The organism is Streptomyces sp. V4I8 (assembly GCF_041261225.1).
Taxonomy (GTDB): Bacteria; Actinomycetota; Actinomycetes; order Streptomycetales; family Streptomycetaceae; genus Streptomyces.
In genome coordinates this window covers 5,049,823-5,074,134 of record NZ_JBGCCN010000001.1, presented here as the reverse complement: position 1 = coordinate 5,074,134, position 24,312 = coordinate 5,049,823, and the positions used below count along the sequence as shown (strand labels likewise).

Annotated in this window: 17 protein-coding genes, 1 tRNA gene and 1 other RNA gene; 17 read left to right on the top strand and 2 right to left on the bottom strand. The window is 71.5% G+C overall.

From position 1 onward, the window contains the following. Positions 1-206: 206 nt before the first annotated feature. The 12 genes from ABIE67_RS22935 (at position 207) to ABIE67_RS22880 (ending at position 14,851) form a co-directional block, all read left to right on the top strand. Complete coding sequence (locus ABIE67_RS22935) at positions 207-1,520, top strand: ABC transporter substrate-binding protein (RefSeq protein ID WP_370260423.1); 1,314 nt, start codon at positions 207-209, stop codon at positions 1,518-1,520. 4 nt (positions 1,521-1,524) lie between these two features. Beyond that, positions 1,525-2,511 carry a carbohydrate ABC transporter permease gene (locus ABIE67_RS22930; RefSeq protein ID WP_370260422.1) on the top strand — a complete coding sequence of 329 codons (987 nt, stop codon included), beginning with the start codon at positions 1,525-1,527 and terminating at the stop codon, positions 2,509-2,511. Then, positions 2,508-3,398 (top strand): carbohydrate ABC transporter permease, encoded by an 891-nt coding sequence (locus ABIE67_RS22925; RefSeq protein WP_370260421.1) that lies wholly within the window; start codon positions 2,508-2,510, stop codon positions 3,396-3,398. The genes ABIE67_RS22930 and ABIE67_RS22925 overlap by 4 nt, the downstream gene beginning before the upstream one ends. Positions 3,399-3,424: 26 nt before the next feature. Further along, positions 3,425-4,744 carry a glycoside hydrolase family 36 protein gene (locus ABIE67_RS22920; RefSeq protein ID WP_370260420.1) on the top strand — a complete coding sequence of 440 codons (1,320 nt, stop codon included), beginning with the start codon at positions 3,425-3,427 and terminating at the stop codon, positions 4,742-4,744. Beyond that, positions 4,741-6,741, top strand: a complete 2,001-nt coding sequence (locus ABIE67_RS22915; protein ID WP_370260419.1) for a beta-galactosidase — start codon at positions 4,741-4,743, stop codon at positions 6,739-6,741. The genes ABIE67_RS22920 and ABIE67_RS22915 overlap by 4 nt, the downstream gene beginning before the upstream one ends. Before the next feature lie 106 nt (positions 6,742-6,847). Then, the gene (locus tag ABIE67_RS22910) at positions 6,848-8,161 is read left to right on the top strand and encodes a TerD family protein (protein ID WP_370260418.1); all 1,314 of its coding nucleotides are present in this window, start codon (positions 6,848-6,850) and stop codon (positions 8,159-8,161) included. A 151-nt stretch (positions 8,162-8,312) separates the two neighbouring features. Beyond that, positions 8,313-9,125, top strand: coding sequence for an Fpg/Nei family DNA glycosylase (locus ABIE67_RS22905; RefSeq protein WP_370260415.1), 813 nt, complete (start codon positions 8,313-8,315; stop codon positions 9,123-9,125). Positions 9,126-9,314: 189 nt separating this feature from the next. Further along, complete coding sequence (locus ABIE67_RS22900; RefSeq protein WP_370260413.1) at positions 9,315-11,849, top strand: SpoIIE family protein phosphatase; 2,535 nt, start codon at positions 9,315-9,317, stop codon at positions 11,847-11,849. A 301-nt stretch (positions 11,850-12,150) separates the two neighbouring features. Next, complete coding sequence (locus ABIE67_RS22895) at positions 12,151-12,621, top strand: hypothetical protein (protein ID WP_370260411.1); 471 nt, start codon at positions 12,151-12,153, stop codon at positions 12,619-12,621. A 107-nt stretch (positions 12,622-12,728) separates the two neighbouring features. Beyond that, positions 12,729-13,001, top strand: a complete 273-nt coding sequence (locus ABIE67_RS22890) for a hypothetical protein (RefSeq protein ID WP_370260410.1) — start codon at positions 12,729-12,731, stop codon at positions 12,999-13,001. A gap of 60 nt (positions 13,002-13,061) precedes the next feature. Then, on the top strand, positions 13,062-13,976 hold the full coding sequence (locus ABIE67_RS22885) for an ABC transporter ATP-binding protein (RefSeq protein WP_370260408.1): 915 nt from the start codon (positions 13,062-13,064) through the stop codon (positions 13,974-13,976). Beyond that, on the top strand, positions 13,973-14,851 hold the full coding sequence (locus ABIE67_RS22880) for an ABC transporter permease subunit (protein ID WP_370260407.1): 879 nt from the start codon (positions 13,973-13,975) through the stop codon (positions 14,849-14,851). The genes ABIE67_RS22885 and ABIE67_RS22880 overlap by 4 nt, the downstream gene beginning before the upstream one ends. A gap of 293 nt (positions 14,852-15,144) precedes the next feature. On the opposite strand, the gene ABIE67_RS22875 is transcribed toward ABIE67_RS22880, so the two are convergent. Together ABIE67_RS22875 and ABIE67_RS22870 are read right to left on the bottom strand one after the other, a co-directional pair. Continuing rightward, complete coding sequence (locus tag ABIE67_RS22875) at positions 15,145-15,366, bottom strand: hypothetical protein (protein WP_370260406.1); 222 nt, start codon at positions 15,364-15,366, stop codon at positions 15,145-15,147. 151 nt (positions 15,367-15,517) lie between these two features. Next, positions 15,518-15,605 (bottom strand) — tRNA-Ser (locus ABIE67_RS22870). Between the two features lie 72 nt (positions 15,606-15,677). Here ABIE67_RS22870 and ffs point away from each other — a divergent pair. The 5 genes from ffs (at position 15,678) to ABIE67_RS22845 (ending at position 24,210) form a co-directional block, all read left to right on the top strand. Continuing rightward, positions 15,678-15,776: signal recognition particle sRNA small type (ffs, locus tag ABIE67_RS22865), an RNA gene on the top strand. 46 nt (positions 15,777-15,822) lie between these two features. Next, positions 15,823-18,150, top strand: coding sequence for a DNA polymerase III subunit gamma and tau (locus ABIE67_RS22860; RefSeq protein WP_370260405.1), 2,328 nt, complete (start codon positions 15,823-15,825; stop codon positions 18,148-18,150). Between the two features lie 95 nt (positions 18,151-18,245). Continuing rightward, positions 18,246-19,499, top strand: coding sequence for a phosphoribosylamine--glycine ligase (gene purD, locus ABIE67_RS22855; protein ID WP_370260404.1), 1,254 nt, complete (start codon positions 18,246-18,248; stop codon positions 19,497-19,499). Positions 19,500-19,882: 383 nt separating this feature from the next. Next, the gene (locus tag ABIE67_RS22850) at positions 19,883-22,381 is read left to right on the top strand and encodes a hypothetical protein (RefSeq protein WP_370260403.1); all 2,499 of its coding nucleotides are present in this window, start codon (positions 19,883-19,885) and stop codon (positions 22,379-22,381) included. A gap of 335 nt (positions 22,382-22,716) precedes the next feature. Then, on the top strand, positions 22,717-24,210 hold the full coding sequence (locus ABIE67_RS22845) for a N,N-dimethylformamidase beta subunit family domain-containing protein (protein WP_370260402.1): 1,494 nt from the start codon (positions 22,717-22,719) through the stop codon (positions 24,208-24,210). Positions 24,211-24,312: the final 102 nt, after the last annotated feature.

Genomic DNA, 24,312 nt, shown 5'->3' with positions numbered 1-24,312 from the left:
GCGTACTCAAGTTCGATCAACGCAGTGTTGAAGTTGGTTCGAGATGTCGGTCACGTTTCCAAAACGGCGATCGACATCTCTTGACGCATGACCTGACAAACGGCTGTTATTGCGCCACCGTGTTCGGTCAAGTTGATTTCTGATCGGTTACGACGGACTCGACGCGCCCAACCCTCATGATCGAACCCTGTCATCAGGAGCCGTAGATGCAGCACTTCACCCCCTCCGGTCTCTCACTCCCCTCACCCAACCGTCGCACCCTGCTGCGCGGCATCGGCGGCGCCGCCGTTCTCGGCGCCGGCATCCCGCTGCTGAGCGCCTGCGGCGGCAGCGGTACGGCGAGTGACCCGAAGACCGTCACCCTCGGCTCCAAGGCGTCCGACCCGGTGCCGAAGAAGGCGTTCGCCGACATCTACGCGGCCTACAAGAAGAAGTCCGGGATCACGGTCGACGTGAACACCAAGGACTCCAACACCTTCCAGGAGCAGATCAACTCCTACCTCCAGGGCACGCCGGACGACGTGTTCACCTGGTTCGCCGGCTACCGGATGCAGTTCTTCGCCGCCAAGGGCCTGGCCACGCCGATCGACGACGTGTGGAAGACCATCGGGGACAACTTCCCCGAGGCGATGCACAAGCTCAGCAAGGGCGAGGACGGCAAGTACTACTTCGTGCCGCTGTACACGTACCCGTGGGCGATCTTCTACCGGAAGAGCGTCTTCCAGGAGAAGGGCTACGAAGTCCCCACCAAGTGGGACGACTTCGTCGCGCTGTGCAAGCAGATGAAGAAGGACGGCCTCGTCCCGATCGCCTTCGGCGACAAGGACGCCTGGCCCGCGCTCGGCACCTTCGACCAGATCAACTTCCGTGCCAACGGCTATGACTTCCACGTCGACCTGATGGCGGGCAAGGCCTCCTGGACCGACGCCAAGGTGCGCAAGGCCTTCGACCTGTGGGCGGAGATCCTCCCCTACCACCAGGAGGGCGCCGTCGGCCGCACCTGGCAGGACGCGGCTCAGACCCTCGCCTCGAAGAAGGCCGGCATGTATCTGCTCGGCACCTTCGTGGCCCAGCAGTTCACCAACAAGGCCGACCTGGACGACCTCGACTTCTTCGCCTTCCCGGAGATCGACCCGGCGTACGGTCAGGACACCGTCGAGGCGCCCACCGACGGCTTCATGATGAGCAAGAGCCCGAAGAACAAGGCCGAGGCCGTCAAGCTCCTTCAGTACCTGGGCACTCCGGACGCCGAGGACATCTACCTGAAGTCCGACCCGAGCGTGGTCCACGCCTCCACCAAGGCCGACACGTCGTCGTACACCGCCCTGCAGAAGAAGGCGTACGACATGATCTCCGGCGCCAAGTCCCTGACCCAGTTCATGGACCGTGACAGCCGGCCGGACTTCACCTCGACGGTGATGCAGCCCGCGCTGCAGAAGTTCATCCGCGATCCCAAGGGCGTCGACAGTCTGCTGTCCTCGATCGAACGCCAGAAGAAGACGATCTTCGCGTCCAGCTGATCCCATGACTACAGACATCACCAAGGAGAACCCGGAGGCGGCCGCCGTGCCGCCTTCGGGCGCTGCTCCCGCCGAGAACGCCAAGAAGGTGCCCCAGGGGCACCGTCGCCTGCTGACCCGCCGCGACCGGATCACCCTCGGGTTCATGGCGGGCCTGCCGACCATCCTGCACATCGCCCTCGTCTGGGTGACGGCGCTGGCCTCGATCGCGCTGGCCTTCACCACCTGGGACGGCATCGGCTTCGACTCCATCAAGTGGGTCGGGCTGCAGAACTTCAAGGAACTCTTCGAGCAGAACCCGCAGTTCTGGCCCGCCGTCCAGCACAACGTCATCTGGTTCGTCGTGCTGATCGTGATCCCGACCCCTCTGGGCCTGTTCCTGGCCGTGCAGCTGGACAAGAAGATCCGGTTCAGCCGCGTGTACCAGACCGCCTTCTTCCTGCCCGTCGTGCTGTCGATGGCCGTGATCGGCTTCGTCTGGCAGCTGATCTACAACCCCGACACCGGCCTGATCAACAGCATCATCGGGGCCAACGAGCCGGGCAAGTACATCGACTGGATCGGCGACCCGGACCTCAACCTCTGGGCCATCCTGGTCGCCGCGTCCTGGCGCCACACCGGCTACATGATGATCCTCTACCTGGCCGGCCTCAAGGGCGTGGACCCCTCGCTGCGGGAGGCGTCCTCGCTCGACGGCGCGAATGAGTGGCAGACGTTCAAGAACGTCATCTTCCCCACCCTGCGCCCCACCAACACCGTCGTCCTGGTCGTCACCATCATCGAGGCCCTGCGCGCCTTCGACCTGGTCTTCGTCTTCAACAAGGGCGCCGAGGGCACCGAGCTGCTCTCGATCCTGGTCACCAACAACATCATCGGCGAGTCCAGCCGCATCGGTTACGGCTCCGCGATCGCGGTCGTCCTGCTGCTGATCTCTCTCGTCGTGATCATTCCCTACCTGGTGGCCACCTTCCGGAAGGAGCGGCGCGCATGAGCACCCCCACCGCCACGCTGGGCAAGCAGCGCACCCCCGTCCGCCCCGGCCGGATCCTGCTGCACCTCTTCCTCGCGTCCATGGCGCTGGTCTGGATCGGCCCGCTGGCCTGGGCGATCTACTCGGCGCTGCGCCCGTACGCGGAGACGAGCGAGAAGGGATACGTGTCCTGGCCGGACACGCTGAACTTCGACAACTTCACGAACGCGTTCACGCAGTCGGACATGAGTCACTACTTCGTCAACACGATGATCATCGCCGTGCCGGCGGTGCTGTTGACGCTGTTTTTGTCCTCGATGGTCGCCTTCTACGTCAGCCGCTTCGACTTCCGCCTCAACCTGGCGCTGCTGCTGGTCTTCACGGCCGGCAACCTGCTCCCGCAGCAGGTCATCATCACCCCCCTGTACCGGCTGTACCTGCTCATCGACCTGCCGGGCATCACCATGAGCGGCAAGCTCTACGACTCCGCCCTCGGCCTGGTCCTCATCCACGTGGCGTTCCAGTCCGGGTTCTGCGCCTTCGTGCTCAGCAACTACATGCGCTCGCTGCCGCACGAGCTGACCGAGGCCGCGCTCGTCGACGGGGCCTCGGTGTGGCGCCAGTACTGGCAGATCGTGCTCCCGCTGTGCCGCCCGGCCATGGCCGCCCTCGCGACCCTGCTCTCGATCTGGATCTACAACGACTTCTTCTGGGCCCTCGTCCTGATCTCGACCGGCGAGAACATGCCGATCACCTCGGCGCTGAACAACCTCACCGGCGCGTACTTCACCGACCCCAACCTCGTCGCCGCCGGCGCCCTGCTCACCGCGATCCCCACACTGATCGTGTACTTCGTGCTCCAGCGGCAGTTCGTCAGCGGCCTCACCCTCGGCGCCAACAAGGGCTGACGGCCCCTTTCTTGAAAGAGACACCCGTGCACCACCCCTTCACTCCCGTCGCCTCCGTGCCCGTGGACCTGGCCGACGCCCGCGTCCATGAGGAGGGCTGGCAGTCCTGGAGCCCGAGTGGCGCCTACGCCCTCGGCGACAAGCCGTACCGCCCGACGAACGACAACTGGGCGACGGTCTGTTACCGGCCCGGCGTCACCGTCCCCGAGGGCGCGTTCCAGGGTGAGGGCCTGCTGGCGCTCGACCCCGGTGACGGCTCGCCGGTCCGCCTGTGGGCGGCGGTCGATCCGATGCGTGAGGTGCCGTCGATCCGGCTGGTGGTGACGGACGGCGCCGTCGCGGAGGTCAGCGCGGACGGACCGGTGAAGGAGTGGACGGGCGCCACCGTCCAGTCGGCCCTGGGCGACTGGGCCGACAGCCTCCAGCTGCCCGCCCCCCGCCCGGCGCCCACCGTCTGGTGCTCCTGGTACGAGTACTTCACGGCCGTCACCGAGGACGACATCCACGAGAACCTCCGTGCGATGGACACCCTCGACCTGCCCATCGACGTCGTGCAGATCGACGACGGCTACCAGAAGGCCCTCGGCGACTGGCTCACCCTCTCCGGCCGCTTCCGCTCCCGCGCGGGCATCGCGGACGCGATCCGGGCGAGGGGCCGCCGCGCAGGCATCTGGACGGCCCCCTTCCTGGTCGACCCGGCGAGCGACCTGGCCGCCGATCACCCGGAGTGGCTGGTCCGGGACGAGGACGGCGGCTTCACGCACGCAGGCCGCAACTGGGGCCACGACCTGCGCGTCCTGGACACCACGCACCCCGAGGCGGCGGCGTATCTGACGGAGGTCTTCCGGACACTGCGCGCCGAGGGCTACGACTACTTCAAGGTCGACTTCCTCTACGCGGGCGCGCTGGACGGCGTACGGCACGCCGCGGAGACGGACGCGCTGACGGCGTACCGCGACGGCATCCGGCTGATCCGCGAGGCGATCGGGGAGGACGCCTACCTGCTGGGCTGCGGCGCACCCCTGCTGGCGTCCATCGGCCTCTTCGACGCGATGCGCGTCAGCCCCGACACGGCCCCGCACCGCCGCCCCGAGGCCGACGACTACAGCCAGCCCGGCCAGGACCCCGCCGAGTTCACGGGCGTCGGCCGGCAGTGGCAGCACGGCCGGCTCTGGATCAACGACCCGGACTGCCTGATGGCCCGCCCGGCCGTCGAGACGCGGGAGCGGTGGGCCGCGCACGTCGAGGCGACCGGCGGCCTCATGGCCTCCAGCGACCGTCTGCTGTCCCTGGACGAGTGGGGCGTGGCCACCACCCGCCGTCTCCTCGGCGGAGGTGCCCGGTGAAGCGCGAACTCTCCGTCCCCGGCATCGCCTACGGCGGCGACTACAACCCCGAGCAGTGGCCCGAGGAGGTCTGGGCCGAGGACATGCGCCTGATGCGCGAGGCCGGGGTGACCATGGTCAGCGTCGGCATCTTCTCCTGGGCGCTGCTGGAGCCCAAGGAGGGCGCGTACGACTTCTCCCTCCTGGACCGCGTCCTCGGCCTGCTGCACGAGCACGGCATCGCGGCCGACCTCGCGACCCCGACGGCGGCGCCCCCGGCGTGGTTCTTCAAGGCCCACCCCGAGGCGCTGCCCGTGGACAAGGACGGCCGCGGACTGTCGTACGGCAGCCGCCAGACGTTCTGCCCGTCGAGCCCCGCCTACCGGGAGGCGGCCCTGCGGATGGCGCGGGCGCTGGCCGAGCGGTTCGCGGACCACCCGGCGGTGGCGATGTGGCACGTCCACAACGAGTACGGCTGCCACAACGCGGAGTGCTACTGCGACGAGAGCGCGGCCGCGTTCCGGCGCTGGCTGCGCACGAGGTACGCGGACGACCTGACCGCCCTCAACCACGCCTGGGGCACCCGCTTCTGGAGCCAGTGGTACTACGACTGGGACGAGATCCTCCCGCCCCGCCCCACGGGCGCCGTACCGAACCCCACCCATCAGCTGGACTGGCGCCGCTTCTGCAGCGACGAGCTGCTGTCGCTGTACGAGGCGGAACGCGAGGTGCTGCTGGAGGCGGCCCCGGCCACCCCCGCCACCACCAACTTCATGGTGATGTACAACTTCGACGCCCTCGACTACTGGCGCTGGGCCCCGAAGCTGGACATCGTCTCCAACGACCACTACCTCCAGTCCGCCGACCCCGAGTCGCAGATCGACCTCGCGCTCAGCGGCGACCTGGTCCGCTCCCTCGCGGGCGGCCCCTGGCTGCTGATGGAACACTCCACGGGCGCGGTGAACTGGCAGCCGGTGAACCGGGCGAAGGGCCCCGGCGAGCTGCGACGCAACGCGCTGGCCCATGTCGCCCGGGGCGCGGACGGCATCGCCTACTTCCAGTGGCGCGCGGCCAAGGCGGGCGCCGAGCAGTGGCACTCGGCGATGCTGCCGCACGCGGGCACGGACAGCCGGATCTGGCAGGACGTCGTCCGACTGGGCGCGGATCTGCGGGCGCTCGCGGAGGTGCGCGGCAGCGTCGGCACGGCCGAGGTGGCGATCGTCTGGGACTGGAACGCCCGCTGGGCGATGGAACTCCCCTCCCAGCCGAGCGGCGAGCTGCGCTTCCACGACCTGGTCCGTGCCTGGTACGAGCCGCTGTGGCGCGCGGGCGTCGCGGTGGACTTCGTCCGCCCGGACGCGGACCTGTCGGCCTACCGCCTGGTCCTGGCGCCGAGCCTCTACCTGGTGGACGACGAGGGCGCGGCCAACCTCACCGGCTTCGCGGAGCGCGGCGGCACCCTGGCCGTCGGCTTCCACAGCGGAGCGGTCGACGAGAACTGCCATGTCCGGCTGGGCGGCTACCCGGGCGCGTTCCGCGAGGCGCTCGGCGTACGCACCGACGAGCTGTTCCCGCTGCTGCCCGGGGAGTCGGTGGGCCTGAGCGGCGGCGGCACCGGGACCCTCTGGTCGGAGCGGGTACGCCTCTCCGGCGCCGAGGCGGTGGCGTCGTACACCAGCGGCCCGCTCGCGGGCGGACCGGCGGTGACGCGTAACAGCCTTGGTTCCGGGGCGAGTTGGTACGTGGCCACGCTTCCCGATCCGACGGCGATGGCCGCGCTGCTGGACCGCATCCGCGAGGAGGCGGGAGTGGAGCCGGTACGCGGTACACCGCAGGGCGTCGAGGCGGTTCTGCGACGCGGCCCGGAGGCCGACTACCTCTTCCTCATCAACCACACCGACCGGCCCGCCCATGTCGCGGTCGCGTCGGACGCCACCGAACTGCTCACGGGCAGGTCGGCGCCGGGGGCGGTCAGCGTTCCGGCGGGGGAGACGGCGGTGGTGCGCGAGCCCCGCTGAGCCGTCGCCGTCGCAGCCGTCCGGCCCGCACGAACGCCCTTGCGATTCGGGTCGGATGTGACAAGGTGGCGTGAAATCACCAGGGGGACTTCGAGGGGTGGGCGGCATGCCGGAGCTGAGCAAGGGCGGGAACATCGTGGTGGGCTCCGGGCCCGTCGTCGCCGAACTGCACGCCGTGGGCGGCACGGTCGACCTCAGCGCCCTGCTGGTGGCGGCGGACGGCAAGGTCAGGTCCGACGACGACCTGGTCTTCTACAACCAGCCGTCCGCCGAGTCCGGTGCCGTCCGGCATCTCGCGGCGGACGCCGAGGGTCCCGAGCGCGTCGAGATGGATCCGGCCGCGCTTCCCGCGGACGTGGACCGGGTGGTCCTGGTCGGCAGCTGCGACCCCGACGACGCGAGCCGCACCTTCCGCGAGGTTAAGGAGGTGCTGGTCCGCGCCTCCCCACTCGGTGCCGAACCGGTCCACTTCCGCCCGCCCGCTCTCACCGACGGCGAACGCGCCGTGCTCCTGATGGAGCTCTACCGCAGGGGCGAGGCCTGGAAGCTGCGCGCCATCGGCCAGGGGTACGCCGACGGGCTCGCCGGGCTCGCCACCGACTTCGGGATAGACGTGGCTCAGGAGGAGTCCGAGGCGCCGGAGGAGCCCGCACGGCAGCCCGAGGAGCCCGCTCGGCAGCCCGACGAGGTGCGGGCCGTCCCCGCCGCACCCCCCATGAGCCTGCGCAAGCCCCCGCTCGGCAAGATCAGCCTCGACAAGGGCGGCCAGGTCTCGATGAGCCTGGACAAGGCGGACCGCGAGCTGGTGGTCACGGCGACCCTGGAGTGGGACGGCGGCAGCGACGAGCGCCGTCGGCGGGGCGCCGACCTCGACCTCTACGCTCTGTTCGTCCCGGCGTCCAAGGCGATACGCGGCGAACTGGCGCCCGGCACCCTCATCACGCCGAAGAGGAAATCGCGCCCCGCCCCCGACGCGGACACGGCGAAGAAGGGCAAGGGCGCGGATGTCGTCTACTACAAGCGCCTCGGCTCGCTGAAGAACCGTCCCTTCATCCACCTCGACGGCGACGCCCGGGTCCCCGGCTGCGAGACCCTCCGTATCGGCCGCCCCGACCAGCAGGGGTACGTCCTGCTGTGCGCCTACTCGGCGGTCAGTAACGGCTTCGGCTCCTTCCGCAGCTTCGGCGCGAAGGTCGTGGTCACCGACGGTCGCGGCTCGACCGTCACCGTCCCGCTCTTCGAGAACACCAAGACCCGGTACTGGGTGGCCATCGCCCTCGTCGACTTCACCGAGTCCGACGGAGCGGCGATCCACCATGTCGAGGCCTACAGCGGCCGTATGACCGAGCGCCGCCCGGTCCTCCACGCGGACGGCACCGTGGAGATGAACGCGGGGCCGGTTGAGTTCAAGAGGCGCTGACGCACGCTAATGAGGGCTGGTGAGGGCTGGTGAGGGCTGATCAGGGGCTGAATGCGGGGGCCGGGACCCGAGGTCCCGTGACGTGAAAAGTCCGCCAAAACGGGGCAAATAGTAAAAGTGCGCGGCATTCAGCCCCCGACGGTCGTCCGCCATGCCTGAGCTGCCCGACGTCGAGGGTTTCCGGAGGGTGCTCCAGTCCTGTGCGCAGGGCAGGGTCATCCGACACGTCGACGTGCGCGACACGGGCGTCCTGCACGGGGTGAGCGCTCGGCGGCTGCGGGACGCGCTGGAGGGCCGGCGGATCACCGGGGCGGAGCGGCACGGCAAGTGGCTGCTCGCCCGCACCGGCGGCCCCACCCTCGCGCTGCACTTCGGCATGACCGGCCTGCTGCTCTGCGCCCACCCGGACGACGCGGCCGAGCCGCACGACCGCGTCCTGTTCACCCTCGCCCGCGACCGCCAGCTCCGCTACCGCGACCAGCGCAAACTCCAGGGCCTCTGGCTGGCCGAGGACGCCTCCGACGTCGTACGGCTGCTGGCGCACCAGGGCCCGGACGCCCTGACGGTGGACCGCGAGGAGTTCGACACCGTGCTCGCCTCCCACCGCGGCCGCGTCAAGGCCGTCCTGATCGACCAGTCGGCCCTGGCCGGCCTCGGCAACCTCCTGGCCGACGAGATCCTGTGGCGCGCGCGGCTCCGCCCCGCCACCCCGGCCAACGCCCTCACCGAGCCGGAGCGCCGCCGCCTGTACACCCAGATGCGGCGCACCCTGCGTCCCGCGATCACCGCCGGCCGAGTCCCCCCGCGCTCCACCTGGCTCACCGGCCACCGCGACGCCCCCGACCCGCACTGCCCGCGCTGTGGCACCGCTCTGCGCCGGTCGCGGGTGGGGGGTCGTACGACGGTGTGGTGTCCGGGGTGTCAGGGGCAGGCGAACGGGGATGGGAAGGAGGGAGAGGCATGAGCCGCGGGTGGCGCCGGGTCCCCCTCCCGTGACACCGACACCGGGGCCCGACGACGACATCGGCGCGCGGCGCCGAGTGCGAGCCGTGTTCGACGGCGACAACTGCTGACGACCCGGAAACGCCGGCCCGACGTCCGCGGGCCGGGATCGCGGACCGGGCGTATCCCGGCGAGAGCGAGATGAATGATCATGGACGAGCCCGTCATCACCGGCCGGACGACGACGCGGCCCCTCGACGACGTGGTCGGCGAGGCCCTCACGGCCCGCGTCACAGTCGATGAGCGCGGCACGGTGACCGGGTGGAACGCGGGGGCCGAGCGGCTGCTGGGGTACGCGGCCGAAGAGATCGTCGGCCGGCCGGCGGCCGAGCTGCTGGCCGAGCCGGTCCCGGCCGAGGACCTGCCCCCGTTCGCGCAGCTGCCCAGATGGCACGGCGAGCTCCCCGTCCGGCACCGCGACGGCCGACGGCTGGAGATCAAGGTCCTGGCGCACCACAGGACACCCGAGCCGGGCGGGGCCACGGGCGTGGGAGGGGGTGGGCGGGCGGGTGCGGGTACGCGGGCATGGCTTCTGGTCTCCGCCCTGAGCGGGCAGCAGCCCGAGCCGCTCGACGACACCCTCGTGACCTGGAGCTTCGCCCAGTCACCCTGCTGCGCGGTGGCGCTCTACGACACCAGGCTCCGGCTGCGCCGCGCCAACGCGGACATGGAACGCTCGGTCGCCCTCACCGAGCAGGACATGCTCGGGCTGCGCGTCAACGAGATCGTGGACGGCCCGGCCGGCGACCGGGCGGAACAGAGCATGGCGCGGGTGCTGGAGACCGGTGAGCCGCAGTACAACGAGAACTTCCTGCGCGCCGCCGGTGAGAAACGGGAGCACGCCTGGTCGGTCTTCATGTCGACGCTCCGCGACGCGACGGGCGAGGTGCGGGGCGTCTGCCTCACCGCGCACGACATGACCGAGCAGTACTGGGCCCGCAAGCGCCTCCAGCTGATCGCGGAGGCCGGGCGGCGCATCGGCACCACCCTCGACGTGATGCGTACGGCGCAGGAGCTGGCGGACGTGACGGTCCCGGAACTCGCCGACTTCGTCAGCGTCGACCTGCTGACCTCCCTGGACGACCTGCACGAGCCGCTCCCGGAGGCCGGGACCCTGACCGGCCCGCTGGTGCTGCGCCGGGCCGCCCACCAGTCCGCGACCCCGGGCGCACCGGAGGCGGTCGTCGCCCTGGGTGACGTGGACGAGTACCCGGAGGGCTCCGCGCCGGTCGAGACGCTCCGCTCCGGACGGGCCGCGGTGTACGGGATGACGCACCCGGCGATCACCGCGCTGGTCGCCCGTGACCCGGCCCGGGCCTCCCGGGTCCGTGAGTTCGGCGTGCACTCGGTGATGGTGGTCCCCCTGTCGGCCCGCGGCACCACCCTGGGCGTCGCCGTCCTCGTCCGCCATCGCCAGCCCCGGATCTTCCAGCAGGACGACCTGGTGCTGGCCGAGGAACTGGCGGCCAGGGCGGCCGTCTGCATCGACAACGCCCGCCGCTACACCCGCGAACGCGGCACGGCGGTGATGCTCCAGCGCAGCCTGCTGCCGCAACGGCTGCCCGAGCAGGCGGCGGTGGAGGTCGCCTCCCGCTATCTCCCGGCCGGCGCGCACGCCGGCGTCGGCGGCGACTGGTTCGACGTGATCCCGCTGTCGGGGGCGCGGGTGGCACTCGTCGTCGGCGACATCGTCGGCCACGGCATCCACGCCTCCGCGACCATGGGCCGGCTACGGACCGCCGTGCGCACCCTCGCCGACATCGACCTGCCCCCGGACGAACTGCTCACCCACCTCGACGACATCGTCGCCCGTCTGTCCACCGAGCGGGAGGGCGACCGGCCGGCCGCCGACCGGTCCCCCGGGACCGGCGCCGGCGGTGAGGTCGGCACGACCTGCCTGTACGCCGTGTACGACCCGATCTCCCAGCGCTGCACGCTGGCCCGGGCCGGGCATCCGCTGCCGGCCGTGGTGAGCCCCGACGGCATCGCCGACCTCGTCGACCTTCCGGCGGGCCCGCCGCTGGGCCTGGGCGGCCTGCCCTTCGAGTCGGCCGAGATCGACCTGCCGGAGGGCAGCCTGCTCGCCCTCTACACCAATGGCCTGATCGAGTCCCCGGACCGCGACATCGACGACGGCATTCTCCGCCTCCGCCGGCTGCTCTCCGGCCCGGAGCCGACCCTGAACGCGCTGTGCGACAGGATCCTCACCGACCTTCTGCCGCCCCGCCCGCCCGACGACGTCGCCCTGCTGGTGGCCCGCACCCGCGCCCTCGACGCGAGCCAGGTGGCCACCTGGGACGTTCCGTCCGACCCCTCCGCCGTCGCCCAGACCCGCAAGGACGCGCTGGCCCAGCTGGAGGCCTGGGGGCTGGAGGACGCCGCCTTCGTCACCGAACTGGTCGTCAGCGAACTCGTCACCAACGCCATCCGGCACGCGGAACCCCCGATCCAGCTCCGCCTCATCCACCTCACCCACGACAGCTCGCTCATCTGCGAGGTCTTCGACGGCGGCAACACCGCTCCCCATCTCCGCCGCGCCCGCAGCTACGACGAGGGCGGCCGCGGCCTCCTCCTGGTCGCCCAACTGACCCAGCGCTGGGGCACCCGCCAGACCGCCAAGGGCAAGACCATCTGGGCGGAACAACACCTGGAACCGGCATCGACACGCGACTTGGTCCACGAATAAACGAAATGCCTTTCCATCCCCGGCAGTTGTAAACACACTTTCTGGCCAAAAGATCTTCGGCCGTGCTATGTTCTGTCCGCGTCGAACGCCCGGCCTGACCAGCCGGGTTGAGGCGGAGGACCCATAACCAATTGCCGGCGTATGCGGATTGATCAACCGCCCGCGGGTCTTTGGGGATTGTGCGTCCGGAGAGAAGTAATCGGGGGAAGAAGTCCGCGGGGGACCTATTCGGTTTCCACGCCTGTCCAGGTCGCCCATTCGGGCTTCCTCCCCTTGCGATTGAACGCAAGGGAGATTCTACATGAACCGCAACACGCTGCGTATGGCAGCGGTTTCGGCTCTGGCTGCCGTGGCTCTCGGCACCGGTGCCGGACTGGCCCAGGCGTCGGAGGCCGACCGGGCCCGCACGGCGGCGACCGCCGAGGTGACGCTGTCCGCGGCGAACGCCCGCGCCCTCCTGGCCAACCGTGCCGTCATGGCCGAGTTGAAGGCCGGGGACGCCCAGTCGGTGCGTGCCGTCGCGGACGGCACGGCGAGCAAGGCCCAGTCCCGTGCCGCCATCGGCAGCGCCGCCAAGGCCCTGTACAACCTGCTGAAGCGGCACGGCGGCAAGCTCTTCGACGACGCCGTCAAGGCGGCCAGGAGTGGCTGGGGCAAGTTCCGTTCGTACATGGACGGGCTGGCCTGGTACCACCCGGTCCGGATCGCCTGGATCGCGGCCGGCGCCGAGGCGCAGTACCAGCTGTACACCTACATTCGCAGCCTGTTCTAGCAGGTGAGGTGGTGTCCAGGTGCGCTCCGGGACGCACCTGGACACCGTCCGCCGCCGCGTCCCGCGGTGGCGTTCGTCCGGCCCCGGCCCAACGCGAGGAGACACCCATGGCCTCCACCACCGAATCGCCCGCCGCCCTGAAGAACCTGTGGGCCTCGCCCTTCTGCTTCATCACGGCGGCGTTCGTCGCGTTCAACCTGGTCGGCCACAAAGGGGCGGGTTGGGCCCTGATGGCCGCCGGACTCGTCGGACCGCTCGTCGCCCTCGTCTGGGGCGCGGTCCGGCGCGAACGACCCGACTCGTTCGTGATCGTCCCGCTGGGGGCACTGGCGCTGTTCACCGTGCTCTTCGGCATCAACGAAGGCTTCCCCTGGTCCTGACGTTCCTGACGTTGCCGCGTCCTGACCCGTCGGGGCCCGGCACTACGGAGAGGAACAGGCGTGCCGAAAGGCGACGTACTGGTCGAAGCACGGGGCCTGAGGCGCTCGTTCGGCAGCAGAACGGTTCTCGACGACGTCTCGCTGTCGCTGCACGCGGGTGAGGTGACCGGCTTCGTCGGCGCGAACGGCGCCGGCAAGACCACCACCATCCGGCTGATGCTGGGCCTCGCGCGCGGGGCGGGCGAAACACGGTTTCTCGGCCGCCCGCTGCATTCCTGGGGATCTCCCGGAAATGTCGTGGGCGCGGTCCTCGGCGGAATTGCTGGCCACCCCAATCACCGGGTGCGCTCGCATGTGCGGATGGTGGCCGCGGGATGCGGTGCGTCGGACCGGCGCGTCGACGACATGCTGGAATTGGTGGGCCTTGCGCAGGCCGCCCGGCTGAAACTTTCCCAGCTTTCTCTGGGAATGGCCCAGCGCGTGGGAATCGCGCAGGCGCTGCTCGGAGATCCGCCGGTGCTCGTTCTCGACGAGCCCGCGAACGGCCTCGACCCGCATTCGATCCGCTGGCTGCGGGAATTCCTGCGGGACCGGGCGGCGGAAGGCAGAGCCGTCATGGTCTCCAGCCATCTGCTGGGCGAGATGGAGCAGCTCGCGGACCGTGTGGTGGTGCTGTCGCGGGGCCGCGTCGTGGCCGCCTCACCGATCGCGGAGCTGCTGTCCCGGGCGGGCAGCCGGAGTCTGGTGACGGTGCAGTCGCCGGACCTGCCGAAGCTCACTCGCCTGGTCGAGGAGCGGGGTGGCCGGCTGCGGTCGGCCGGCGGGCCGAGCGCGCACATCACGGGCCTGGACCGGATCCGGGTCGCCACCCTCGCGGCGGAGGGCGGCGTGGCACTGCACTGGCTGTCCGAGGAGATGCCGTCGCTGGAGGACTTCTACCTGTCCATCGCGGAAGAGGAGTTCAGGATCTCGTGACCGCACCCCTGACACACACCCCGCCGCCGGTCCCGAGGACCGTCACGGCCGGCGAGGCGTTCCGCAACGCGTGCCGGTACGAGTGGCGCCACCTCGCGGCGCTGCGGTCCACGTGGGTGCTGCTCGGCGTGGTGGCCGCGCTGAGCCTGCTCACCGGCCCCGGCCTGCTCTTCGACCTGGACAGGGCGAGGGCGGTCAGCGCCGCGTCGATGGCCGACACCCTGGCGTGGGCGCCGATGGCGACCCAGATCCCGACGCTCTGCTTCTTCGTGCTGATCCTCGGCACCGGACCGGTCTCGACCGACCTGGTGCGCGGCGCCGCGCGCACGACATGGCTGGCCGTCAACGGCCGCCGGACCGCGTACCTGGCGAAGGCAGCGGTCGGATTCCTGGTGGGCGCTGGTGTCGCGGCGACGAGCGCACTGGTGGGCGCGGTCTCGGCGGCGGTCGTCCTGACCGCGTCCGGCGCCCCTCAGCCCGCCTGGGGCGAGGTCCTGCCACCGGTGCTGCGGTTCGTCCTGTGGATGGGCTGCTGGGCACTGCTGTGCCTCGCCCTGGTCGCCCTGCTGCGCAACAGGATCATGCCCGTACTGATCCTCTGTCTGTGGCCGGTCCTGGGCGAACGCCTGGCGGGCCTGCTGCTGGGCTACGTCCCCGGCCTGGGCGGTGTGTCCGACTGGCTGCCGTTCGCGACGGGCCGGGCGATGCTCACCGACGTATCGGCCTTCACGGCCAAGGACCGGTCCTTCGCGGAAGTCATGGTCGGCTCGGACCTGTCGACCCCGGTGGCCCTGGTGGTCTACCTGCTCTACACCGCGGCACTGACGGCAGCGGGCTACTGGTCGTACAGCCGCCGAGAGGCCCCGACGGGCTGAGCCACCCGCCTTCACCGGGGCCGCAAGGGGTGCGTGTACGCGGTCTAGGCAGCCCTGGACCGCGCTGTACGCGCGCCCGGGGCGGGCTCTTGAGCGTCCTCGAACCGGAGGTTCTCGTCTTCTCCGAAGTCCGGTGCCCGGAAGGGATCGGTCGTCGGAGGCGGCGATACGGCGGCGGAACGGCGGGGTTGCCCTTCCGGAGCGGAGAACAGCGAGGTCAGGTCGATGAGGGGTCTGCCTTTCGTTACAGGCCCCCGAAGGGACCTGGTGTGCCGTGACCGGGCACAGCGGTCCTACAGCTTGGTCATCTTGGCGTACGGGCTCAGGATCCGCATTTGCGCCGATCCGAAATCCACGAGTGCCGCGATTCCGTCCTCGATGCCGATCACCCGGCCGAGGCCGTACACGTCGTGTGTGACCTGGTCGCCCACGGCGAAGTGCTTGGGAGCAGGTGCGACCGGCGCCTTGAAGGGGCTGGTAGGCAGATGACGCTTCGGTACAGCAGGCTTAGTCATTGCCCCCAGTATGCGCCTACGCGGCGCCGTCGGGGCAGGTGCGCCCGCCGATTGTGACGCGGTCGCCCGGGGGAGCGGCCCGGATCCGGGCCATGTCGAAGGGCCCCACCGCAAGCGGTGGGGCCCTTCGACATCGTGCCCGGTGAGGCACTGGCGGAGGATACGAGATTCGAACTCGTGAGGGGTTGCCCCCAACACGCTTTCCAAGCGTGCGCCCTAGGCCTCTAGGCGAATCCTCCGCCGGAAACATTACATGACCGAGAGGAGTGCTCGCGAACTCGTTCCCACCCGCTGACGTCGGGTACTCTGTGCGGAGCCCCTCACGCGGCGCTATCTGACTGAACTCCCCCAGGGCCGGAAGGCAGCAAGGGTAGGTCGGCTCTGGCGGGTGCGTGGGGGGCGCTTGCGTTCCCGCTGCGGGGTGGGTTGTCAGTGGGCGCCTATAACCTCGTATGCGTGTCGTCTCTCGCGCTGTACCGCCGCTATCGCCCGGAGTCGTTCGCCGAGGTCATCGGGCAGGAGCATGTCACTGACCCGCTGCAGCAGGCGCTGCGGAACAACCGGGTCAATCATGCGTACCTGTTCAGCGGTCCGCGCGGCTGCGGCAAGACGACCAGTGCGCGGATCCTCGCCCGGTGTCTGAACTGCGAGCAGGGCCCTACGCCGACCCCGTGCGGGGAGTGCCAGTCGTGCCAGGACCTCGCGCGCAACGGCCCCGGGTCCATCGACGTCATCGAGATCGACGCCGCGTCCCACGGTGGTGTGGACGACGCTCGTGAGCTCCGCGAGAAGGCCTTCTTCGGGCCCGCCTCCAGCCGCTACAAGATCTACATCATCGACGAGGCCCACATGGTCACGTCGGCCGGTTTCAACGCGCTGCTGAAGGTCGTCGAGGAGCCCCCGGAGCACCTCAAGTTCATCTTCGCCACCACCGAGCCCGAGAAGGTCATCGGCACCATCCGGTCGCGGACGCACCACTACCCCTTCCGGCTCGTGCCGCCCGGCACCCTGCGGGAGTACCTCGGCGAGGTGTGCGGCAAGGAGGACATCCCCGTCGAGGACGGCGTCCTGCCCCTCGTCGTGCGGGCCGGCCAGGGCTCCGTGCGTGACTCCATGTCCGTCATGGACCAGCTGCTCGCCGGAGCGAGGGAGGAGGGTGTGACGTATGCCATGGCCACCTCTCTGCTCGGGTACACCGACGGCTCGCTTCTCGACTCCGTGGTGGAGGCCTTCGCGACCGGTGACGGGGCCGCCGCCTTCGAGGTCGTGGACCGGGTCATCGAGGGGGGCAACGATCCCCGGCGGTTCGTCGCCGACCTGCTGGAGCGGCTGCGCGACCTCGTCATCCTCGCGGCCGTCCCGGACGCCGCCGGGAAGGGGCTCATCGACGCACCGGCCGATGTGCTGGAGCGCATGCAGGCCCAGGCCGGCATCTTCGGCGCCGCCGAGCTGAGCCGTGCCGCCGACCTGGTCAACGACGGTCTGACCGAGATGCGGGGGGCCAACTCGCCCCGGCTGCAGCTGGAGCTGATCTGCGCGCGCGTGATGCTGCCCGCGGCGTACGGGGACGAGCGTTCCGTGATGGCCCGGCTCGACCGGCTGGAGCGGGGCGTCAACTTCTCGGCGGCCGCGACCGCGGGCGGCGGCGGCATGCCCGCGATGGGGTACGTACCCGGCCCCGACGCCCACGCGGGAGCGGCCGCCGCGCCGGTTCCGCCGGGTGGCGGGCCTGCCGCGGCCCGGGCCGCCGTACGGGCTTCGGGGGGCCCTGGACAGGCGCCCGCGACCGGACCCGGGCCCGCCGCGGCTCCGGCGGGGCCGAGTGCGCCCACGGGGCAGGCAACGCCCGCGCCCCCGGCGCCCGCCGAGCCGCCGCAGGCCGACCGACCGCCCCAGCCGCCTCAGGCTCCGCCCACCCCTGCGCCCACACCCGCACCCGCCCCTGCGGCGACCCCCCCGGCACCCTCCGCCCCCGCCCCGGCCCCGGGCGCCTGGCCCACCGCAGCGCCCGCAGGCGGTGGCCGACGCCCCGGCGGCTGGCCCACGGCAGCCCCCACGGGCGGCGGCACCCGGCCCCCGGCCACGCCGAGCGGCGCCCCCGCACCCCCACCGCAGCCCGCGGCGCCCGCACCCGCTCCCACCGCGGGCCCGGCACCCGCCTACGCACCCCCGAGCGGCGGCCTCGACCCGCGCATGCTCTGGCCGAACATCCTGGAGGCGGTCAAGAACCGCCGCCGCTTCACCTGGATCCTGCTCAGCCAGAACGCCCATGTGGCCGGCTTCGACGGCACCACCCTCCAACTCGGCTTCGTGAACGCCGGCGCGCGCGACAACTTCGCGAGCAGCGGCAGCGAGGACGTCCTGCGCCAGGCGCTGGCCGAGCAGTTCCAGGTCCAGTGGAAGATCGAGGCGGTCATCGACCCGTCGGGCGGAGGTTCGGCTCCCCCGCCGCCGGGCGGCTCCTCCGGCTTCGGCGGTGGCGGCGGTTACGGCGGTGGCGGCAACAGCGGCTACGGCGGTGGCGGTACGTCCGCCCAGCGCCCGGCCCCTCCCCGGCCGACGCCCTCGGCAGCCACCCCGCCTCCGGCGGCCCCGGCGCCGAGCGCCGCCCCCACCCCCGTGTCCCGGCCCTCCTCCGCCCCCGAGCCGCCGCCCCCGGTGTCCATCGAGGACGACATCCCGGAGGACGACGACCCCGACCTCAACGAGTCGGCGCTGTCCGGCTACGAGCTGATCGTGCGGGAGCTGGGCGCGACGGTGGTGGAGGAGTTCACGAACGAGTAGCGGGAGGGGGCGGGCTCCCGAGTTGGAGGAACGTACAGGTCACCAACCCCCGGCCGCTCATCGCCCCGCACAAAAACCCCGTTAGGCTGACCCCCGTGAAGGTCCTCGTCATCGGTAACGGCGCCCGCGAACACGCCCTGTGCCGCTCCCTGTCCCTCGACCCCGACGTCACGGCGCTGCACTGCGCCCCCGGCAACGCCGGCATCGCCGAGGTCGCCGAGCTGCACCAGGTCGACGCCCTGGACGGCAAGGCCGTATCCGCGCTGGCCACGGAGCTCGGCGCCGACCTCGTGGTCGTAGGCCCGGAGGCACCGCTCGTCGCCGGGGTCGCCGACGCCGTGCGCGAGGCGGGCATCCCGGTCTTCGGCCCCTCCGGGGAGGCCGCGGAGATCGAGGGCTCCAAGGCGTTCGCCAAGGACGTGATGGCGGCGGCCGGCGTCCCGACGGCCCGCTCCTACGTCTGCACGACGCCAGAGGAGGTCGACGAGGCCCTCGACGCCTTCGGCGCCCCGTACGTCGTCAAGGACGACGGTCTCGCCGCCGGCAAGGGCGTCGTCGTGACCGCCGACCTCGACGCGGCCAGGGCGCACGCCAACTCCTGCGAGCGCGTCGTCATCGAGGAGTTCCTCGACGGCCCCGAGGTCTCCCTCTTCGCCGTCACCGACGGCGAGACGGTGGTCCCGCTCCAGCCCGCCCAGGACTTCAAGCGGGCGCTCGACGGCGACGAGGGCCCGAACACCGGGGGCATGGGCGCGTACTCCCCGCTCCCGTGGGCCGACCCGAAGCTGGTCGAGGAGGTCCTGGAGACGGTCCTCCAGCCGACCGTCGACGAGATGCGCCGCCGTGGCACCCCGTTCTCCGGGCTGCTCTACGCCGGTCTCGCGATCACCTCCCGGGGCGTACGGGTCATCGAGTTCAACGCCCGCTTCGGCGACCCCGAGACCCAGGTCGTCCTGGCCCGTCTGAAGACCCCGCTGGCCGGTGTCCTGCTGGCCGCCGCCAAGGGCGACCTCGCCGACCTGGAGCCGCTGCGCTGGAGCGACGACGCCGCGGTCACCGTGGTCGTCGCCTCGCACAACTACCCCGGCACCCCGCGCACCGGTGACCCGATCACCGGCCTCGACGAGGTGGCCGCCGAGGACGCCCCGCACGCCTTCGTCCTGCACGCCGGTACCAAGCGGGACGGCGACGCGATCGTGAGCGCCGGCGGCCGCGTCCTGTCCGTCACGGCGACCGGCAAGGACCTCACCCAGGCCCGCGACCGCGCGTACCGGGCCGTGGCCCGCGTCAAGCTCGACGGCTCCCAGCACCGCACGGACATCGCGGCGAAGGCGGCGGCAGGCGCGTAATCAGCGCGAGTGCCCGCCTCGGATAAACCCCGCAGGCCCCGAATCCGTCTCAGGATTCGGGGCCTGTTCCTTGCCGGGACCAGGCCCGGATCAGGGCCGGGATCAGGGCCGGAAACGAGCCCGGAAACGAGCTCGGAAACAGGCCGGGATCAGGGGCCTGATCCTCGCTGTCCGTCATCCAGCTTTCCCCAAAGCCATTCCATCGAGTGACCGATGCCCCATCCGGCTGACGTGTGCCGAAGCCCCAACTAGGGTGCGGCGCAAGCGTTCCGGCACTTGGCCCACCGGCATTGCGATGTCGGTGGTGGGTGCCACAGTGGGGGAGTGAGCAAAGCCAGGACAGTTCGGACAGCCAGGGCAGCGCGGAGGGGGTGAGGTCCGGCGTGACCGGTATGGGTGTCGAGGTGGGTGCGCAGGCAGCGCGTGCCCGTGCCATGGCCGTGCTGCGGGTCCGCAGCCGCGCGCTGGCCGTCGCGGTACTGCCCGCGGCGTTCGCCGTGGTGCTGCTCACCGGCGCCTCCACCGGCCACCTCGTCGGCCCGGGCTGGCACGCCGCGCGCTGGGTCGTCACCCCCCTCGCCGTACTCGTCCTGCTCGCCGCTGCCGCCATCGCCCTGGTCGTCGCCCGCGCCCGTCCCGCCGTCAGCCCCACGGTCCCGATCGGTGAGGAGCAGGCACCGGACCTGTACCGGATGGTGCGTGACCTCGCCGACCGCCTCGACGTGCCCGCCCCGTCCGCGATAGCCCTCACCCCGGACTGCGACAGCTGGCTGGAGGACCGCACCCACCCGTCCCACGGCCCACCGCCGACCGAGGGCCGAAACGAGGACGGGCTCAACGGCCTGCACGGCGGCAGCGCGCGCGGAAACCACCGCCATACGCCGGTCGCCCCCGTCCTCGTCATCGGCTCCCCGTTCCTGTGGTGGATGCGCGTCGGCGAGCTGCGCGCGGTCCTCGCCCCGGTCGTCGCCGGTACCGGACCCTCGGCCCACCCGGACATAGCCCAGGCGCGGCGCTTCGTCCGGGGTCTGGACGCCACCGTGGCCGTCGCCTCGACGCGCGGCCGTTGTCCGGGATCCCGGGCGGTGTGCGCCGGCATCGGCTGGGTCGCGCGACTGCTGCTGCGCAGCTGCCGGGACCACGCGGCCGAGATGGAGCGGGGTGTGGCCGCCGCGGCCGCCGAGCGTGCACAGGCTGTGGATTACGGGCTGCGGATCGTCGCCCAGGAACAGGTCGGGCTGGCGTACGCGGGCTGGGACCGGCTGCTGACACGGGTCGCGCTGCCCGCCTGGCGGATGGGCCGCTGGCCGTCCCGGCTGGACGCGGGCGTCGTCGCCGCGCTCACCGAGCTGTCCCGGCGGGACCGACTGGCCGAGGGCTTCGCCTCCCGGCTGGGCGAGCGCCCCGCCTGTGACCTGCTCGAAGAGCCGGGCGTGGTCGACGAGGCCGCCTCGCTCCTCGCCGCCCGCCTCTTCCACGGCGGCCCCGCCGAGGCCGGCCCGGACTGGTCCCCGGTGGACTGGCAGGAGTACCCGGAAGAGGTCGTCGACCGTAAATGGCGTACCGACGCGGCCCGCCTCCACCGCGTCCTCGACGCCCTCGGCGTCCGCCGCACCACCGAGGCCACCCGCCCGGAGGCCGACGGCCCGACCCTGGCCCGAGTCCTGGACCACCTGTCGGCCCCACCGGACACCCCAGCCGACTGGCCCCCCGAGTCGCACGCCGAGCTCGTTCAGGGCCCCGCGTCGCATGCCGAGCCCGTTGGGACCCCTGTCGCGCATGCCGAGCCCGATCAGGCCCCTGTCCCGCACGCTGAGCCCGTTCAGGGCCCCGCGTCGCATGCCGAGCCCGTTGGGACCCCTGTCCCGCACGCTGAGCCCGATCAGGGCCCCGCGTCGCATGCCGAGCCCGTTGGGACCCCTGTCCCGCACGCTGAGCCCGTTCAGGGCCCCGCGTCGCATGCCGAGCCCGTTCAGGGCCCCGCGTCGCACACCGAGCCCGTTGGGGCCCCTGTCCCGCACGCTGAGCCCGTTCAGGGCCCCGCGTCGCATGCCGAGCCCGTTCGGACCCCCGCCGCGCACGCTGAGCCCGTTCGGACCCCCGCCGCGCACGCTGAGCCCGATCAGACCCCCGACGCACACACAGGCCCCGACCGGACCCCCGAGGCGAACTCCGGCTCCGTTCGGACCCCTGACGCGCACGCCAATCCGGATGAGGCCCCCGAAGCGCACGTCAATCCGGATCGGGCCCCCGAAGCGCACTCCAGCCCCGCTCAGGCCCCCGCCCCGCACCTCACGGACGGGCAGGCGATCACCGCGCCCTCCACCGACGCCCCGCCCGCAAGGCCTCCCCAGCCCGAAGAGCCTCCCGAGCCCCAAGAGCCCCCCGGGCCCCCCGAACCCGTCAAGTCCCCCAGGCCGCCCAAGCCGCCCAAGGCCCCCTACGCCTCCATGGCCGAGGACCACCCCGGCGACGACGACCTGGAAACCGAGCGAAGCTCCGCTCTCGCGGCCGGCCTGACCGCCGAGTTGGCCCGCGAGGAGGCCGCGGCCCCCTCGGAGCAGAAGGCGTCCCCCGTCCCCGGCACCACCCTCCTGGACACCGGCGGGCTCCCTCTCTTCCCGCTCCAGCCGCCCCGCACCTCCCGCGAGCTGCTCACCGACCATGTGACGGCCATGGTGTGCTGCGCCGCGATGGACACCGCAGGGGCGGCCCCGGGCCTCGACTGGCTCGACGGCCCCACCCTCCTCATCAACGGCACCCGGGCGGCCGACCTGACCCCCAGAGTCCTCAGCCTCATCGAGGACGGCGACCCGGCGCCCCTGCGCGCCTGGCTGGTGGAGTCGGGCATACGCCCGGAGAAGCCGGTACGCCTGGTCTGACGGCCGCCGTGCAGGCCGTGTGCGGTCGGCGTACGCGGTCGGAATCCCTGGTTCCACTTTCGGCCAATTCGCAACGAATAGTGACAGGATGCGTGCGGAATGTGATGTGCTGGGATCGATAGCGCACATGGCAAGGGCTTGCGACATACGACAGGCACACAAACGCCCATGTCGCACAGCAGAAACCGCAAGCACAGGCAGCACTCGCACCACACAGGGCGCCCGCACCACACAGGGCGCCCGCACTGCAGAGGGCGCCGGCCGCGACGGAGGGTGTTCGCGCGCAGCACCACCACGGGTGCACGGCCACGGGGGAACGAGGGAGGGGTATGGCCATGGGGTCGGAGCAGATCCGCCGCTGGGAGTCGGGGGCACTCGCGCACGCCGTGACGGACCCCTTCGGTCAGGGCCCCGTCCCCTGGCTGCGCGGCAACGTGACGTACTTCGACGACACCGGCCAGGTCGTCCCCTGGTACGTCGACGGGCAGGCCCATCCCCCGACGGCGGGCACCCCCAGGATCCCCGGCCCGCGCACCGCCGGAGGCCCCCGCTCCGCCGACGACGTCCACCGCCAGATCAAGGGCTTCACGTCCACCGGCGCGGTCTCCCCGGGCGAGGCCGTCGACTTCCACATCACCGTCGATCCGCCCCAGGAATTCGCCGTCGACGTCTACCGCATCGGCCACTACGGCGGTGACGGCGCCGCGAAGATCACCACCAGCCCCCGCCTCTCGGGCATCGTGCAGCCCACGCCGCTCGCCGCCGACCGCACGGTCTCCTGCCACCACTGGTGGCTGTCCTGGCGTCTGCAGATCCCGTCGTACTGGAGCATCGGCGCCTACGTGGCCGTCCTCACCACCGCCGACGGCTACCGCTCCCACATTCCCTTCACGGTCCGCGACAACCACCCCGCGGACCTGCTCCTGCTCCTCCCCGACGTCACCTGGCAGGCCTACAACCTCTACCCCGAGGACGGCCGCACCGGCGCCAGCCTCTACCACGCCTGGGACGAGAGCGGCCGCCTGCTCGGCGAGAACGACGCCGCCACCACCGTCTCCTTCGACCGCCCGTACGCGGGCGCGGGCCTGCCCCTGCACGTCGGCCACGCCTACGACTTCATCCGCTGGGCCGAGCGCTACGGCTACGACGTCGCCTACGCCGACGCCCGCGACCTGCACGCGGGCCACGTCGACCCCACCCGCTACCGCGGCCTGGTCTTCCCCGGCCACGACGAGTACTGGTCGTCGAACATGCGCCGCACGGTCGAGCTCGCCCGCGAGAACGGCACCTCGCTGGTCTTCCTCTCCGCCAACTCCATGTACTGGCAGGTGGAGTTGGGCCCGTCCCCGTCCGGCGTCCGAGACCGCCTGATGACCTGCCGCAAGCGCCAGGGCCCGGGCCGCCCGGTGCTCTGGCGCGAGATCGACCGCCCCGAGCAGGAGGTGATCGGCATCCAGTACGCGGGCCAGGTCCCCGAGCCGCACCCCCTGATCGTCCGCAACGCCGACCACTGGCTGTGGGAGGCGACCGGCGCCCATGAAGGCGACGAGATCGAGGGCCTGGTCGCGGGCGAGGCCGACCGCTACTTCCCGCGCACCCCGCTCCCGGACCACGAAGAGCGCATCCTGCTCGCCCACTCCCCGTACACGGACAAGGAGGGCGTCCTCCGCCACCAGGAGACGTCCCTCTACCGCGCACCCTCCGGCGCCCTGGTCTTCGCCTCCGGCACCTTCGCCTGGTCCCCGTCCCTGGACCGTCCGGGCCACGTCGACGCCCGCGTCCAGCGCGCCACGGCCAACCTCCTGGACCGCATCTGCAAACGTGACTGAGCTCACGTACGCCCACGTCACCGCCCCTTTCGAGCCCACCCCACTCCGAAGGCGATCCCCGGCATACGGGAGAATCGAGCCATTGGCCCGCCCGTCTCCCAC

Excerpts from the sequence above, each read along its gene's own strand:
- ABIE67_RS22935 (WP_370260423.1), top strand. The coding sequence starts at position 207 with ATGCAGCACTTCACCCCCTCCGGTCTCTCACTCCCCTCACCCAACCGT.
- ABIE67_RS22930 (WP_370260422.1), top strand. The coding sequence starts at position 1,525 with ATGACTACAGACATCACCAAGGAGAACCCGGAGGCGGCCGCCGTGCCG.
- ABIE67_RS22925 (WP_370260421.1), top strand. The coding sequence starts at position 2,508 with ATGAGCACCCCCACCGCCACGCTGGGCAAGCAGCGCACCCCCGTCCGC.
- ABIE67_RS22910 (WP_370260418.1), top strand. The coding sequence starts at position 6,848 with ATGCCGGAGCTGAGCAAGGGCGGGAACATCGTGGTGGGCTCCGGGCCC.
- ABIE67_RS22905 (WP_370260415.1), top strand. The coding sequence starts at position 8,313 with ATGCCTGAGCTGCCCGACGTCGAGGGTTTCCGGAGGGTGCTCCAGTCC.
- ABIE67_RS22900 (WP_370260413.1), top strand. The coding sequence starts at position 9,315 with ATGGACGAGCCCGTCATCACCGGCCGGACGACGACGCGGCCCCTCGAC.
- ABIE67_RS22895 (WP_370260411.1), top strand. The coding sequence starts at position 12,151 with ATGAACCGCAACACGCTGCGTATGGCAGCGGTTTCGGCTCTGGCTGCC.
- ABIE67_RS22890 (WP_370260410.1), top strand. The coding sequence starts at position 12,729 with ATGGCCTCCACCACCGAATCGCCCGCCGCCCTGAAGAACCTGTGGGCC.
- ABIE67_RS22875 (WP_370260406.1), bottom strand. The coding sequence starts at position 15,366 with ATGACTAAGCCTGCTGTACCGAAGCGTCATCTGCCTACCAGCCCCTTC.
- ABIE67_RS22845 (WP_370260402.1), top strand. The coding sequence starts at position 22,717 with ATGGGGTCGGAGCAGATCCGCCGCTGGGAGTCGGGGGCACTCGCGCAC.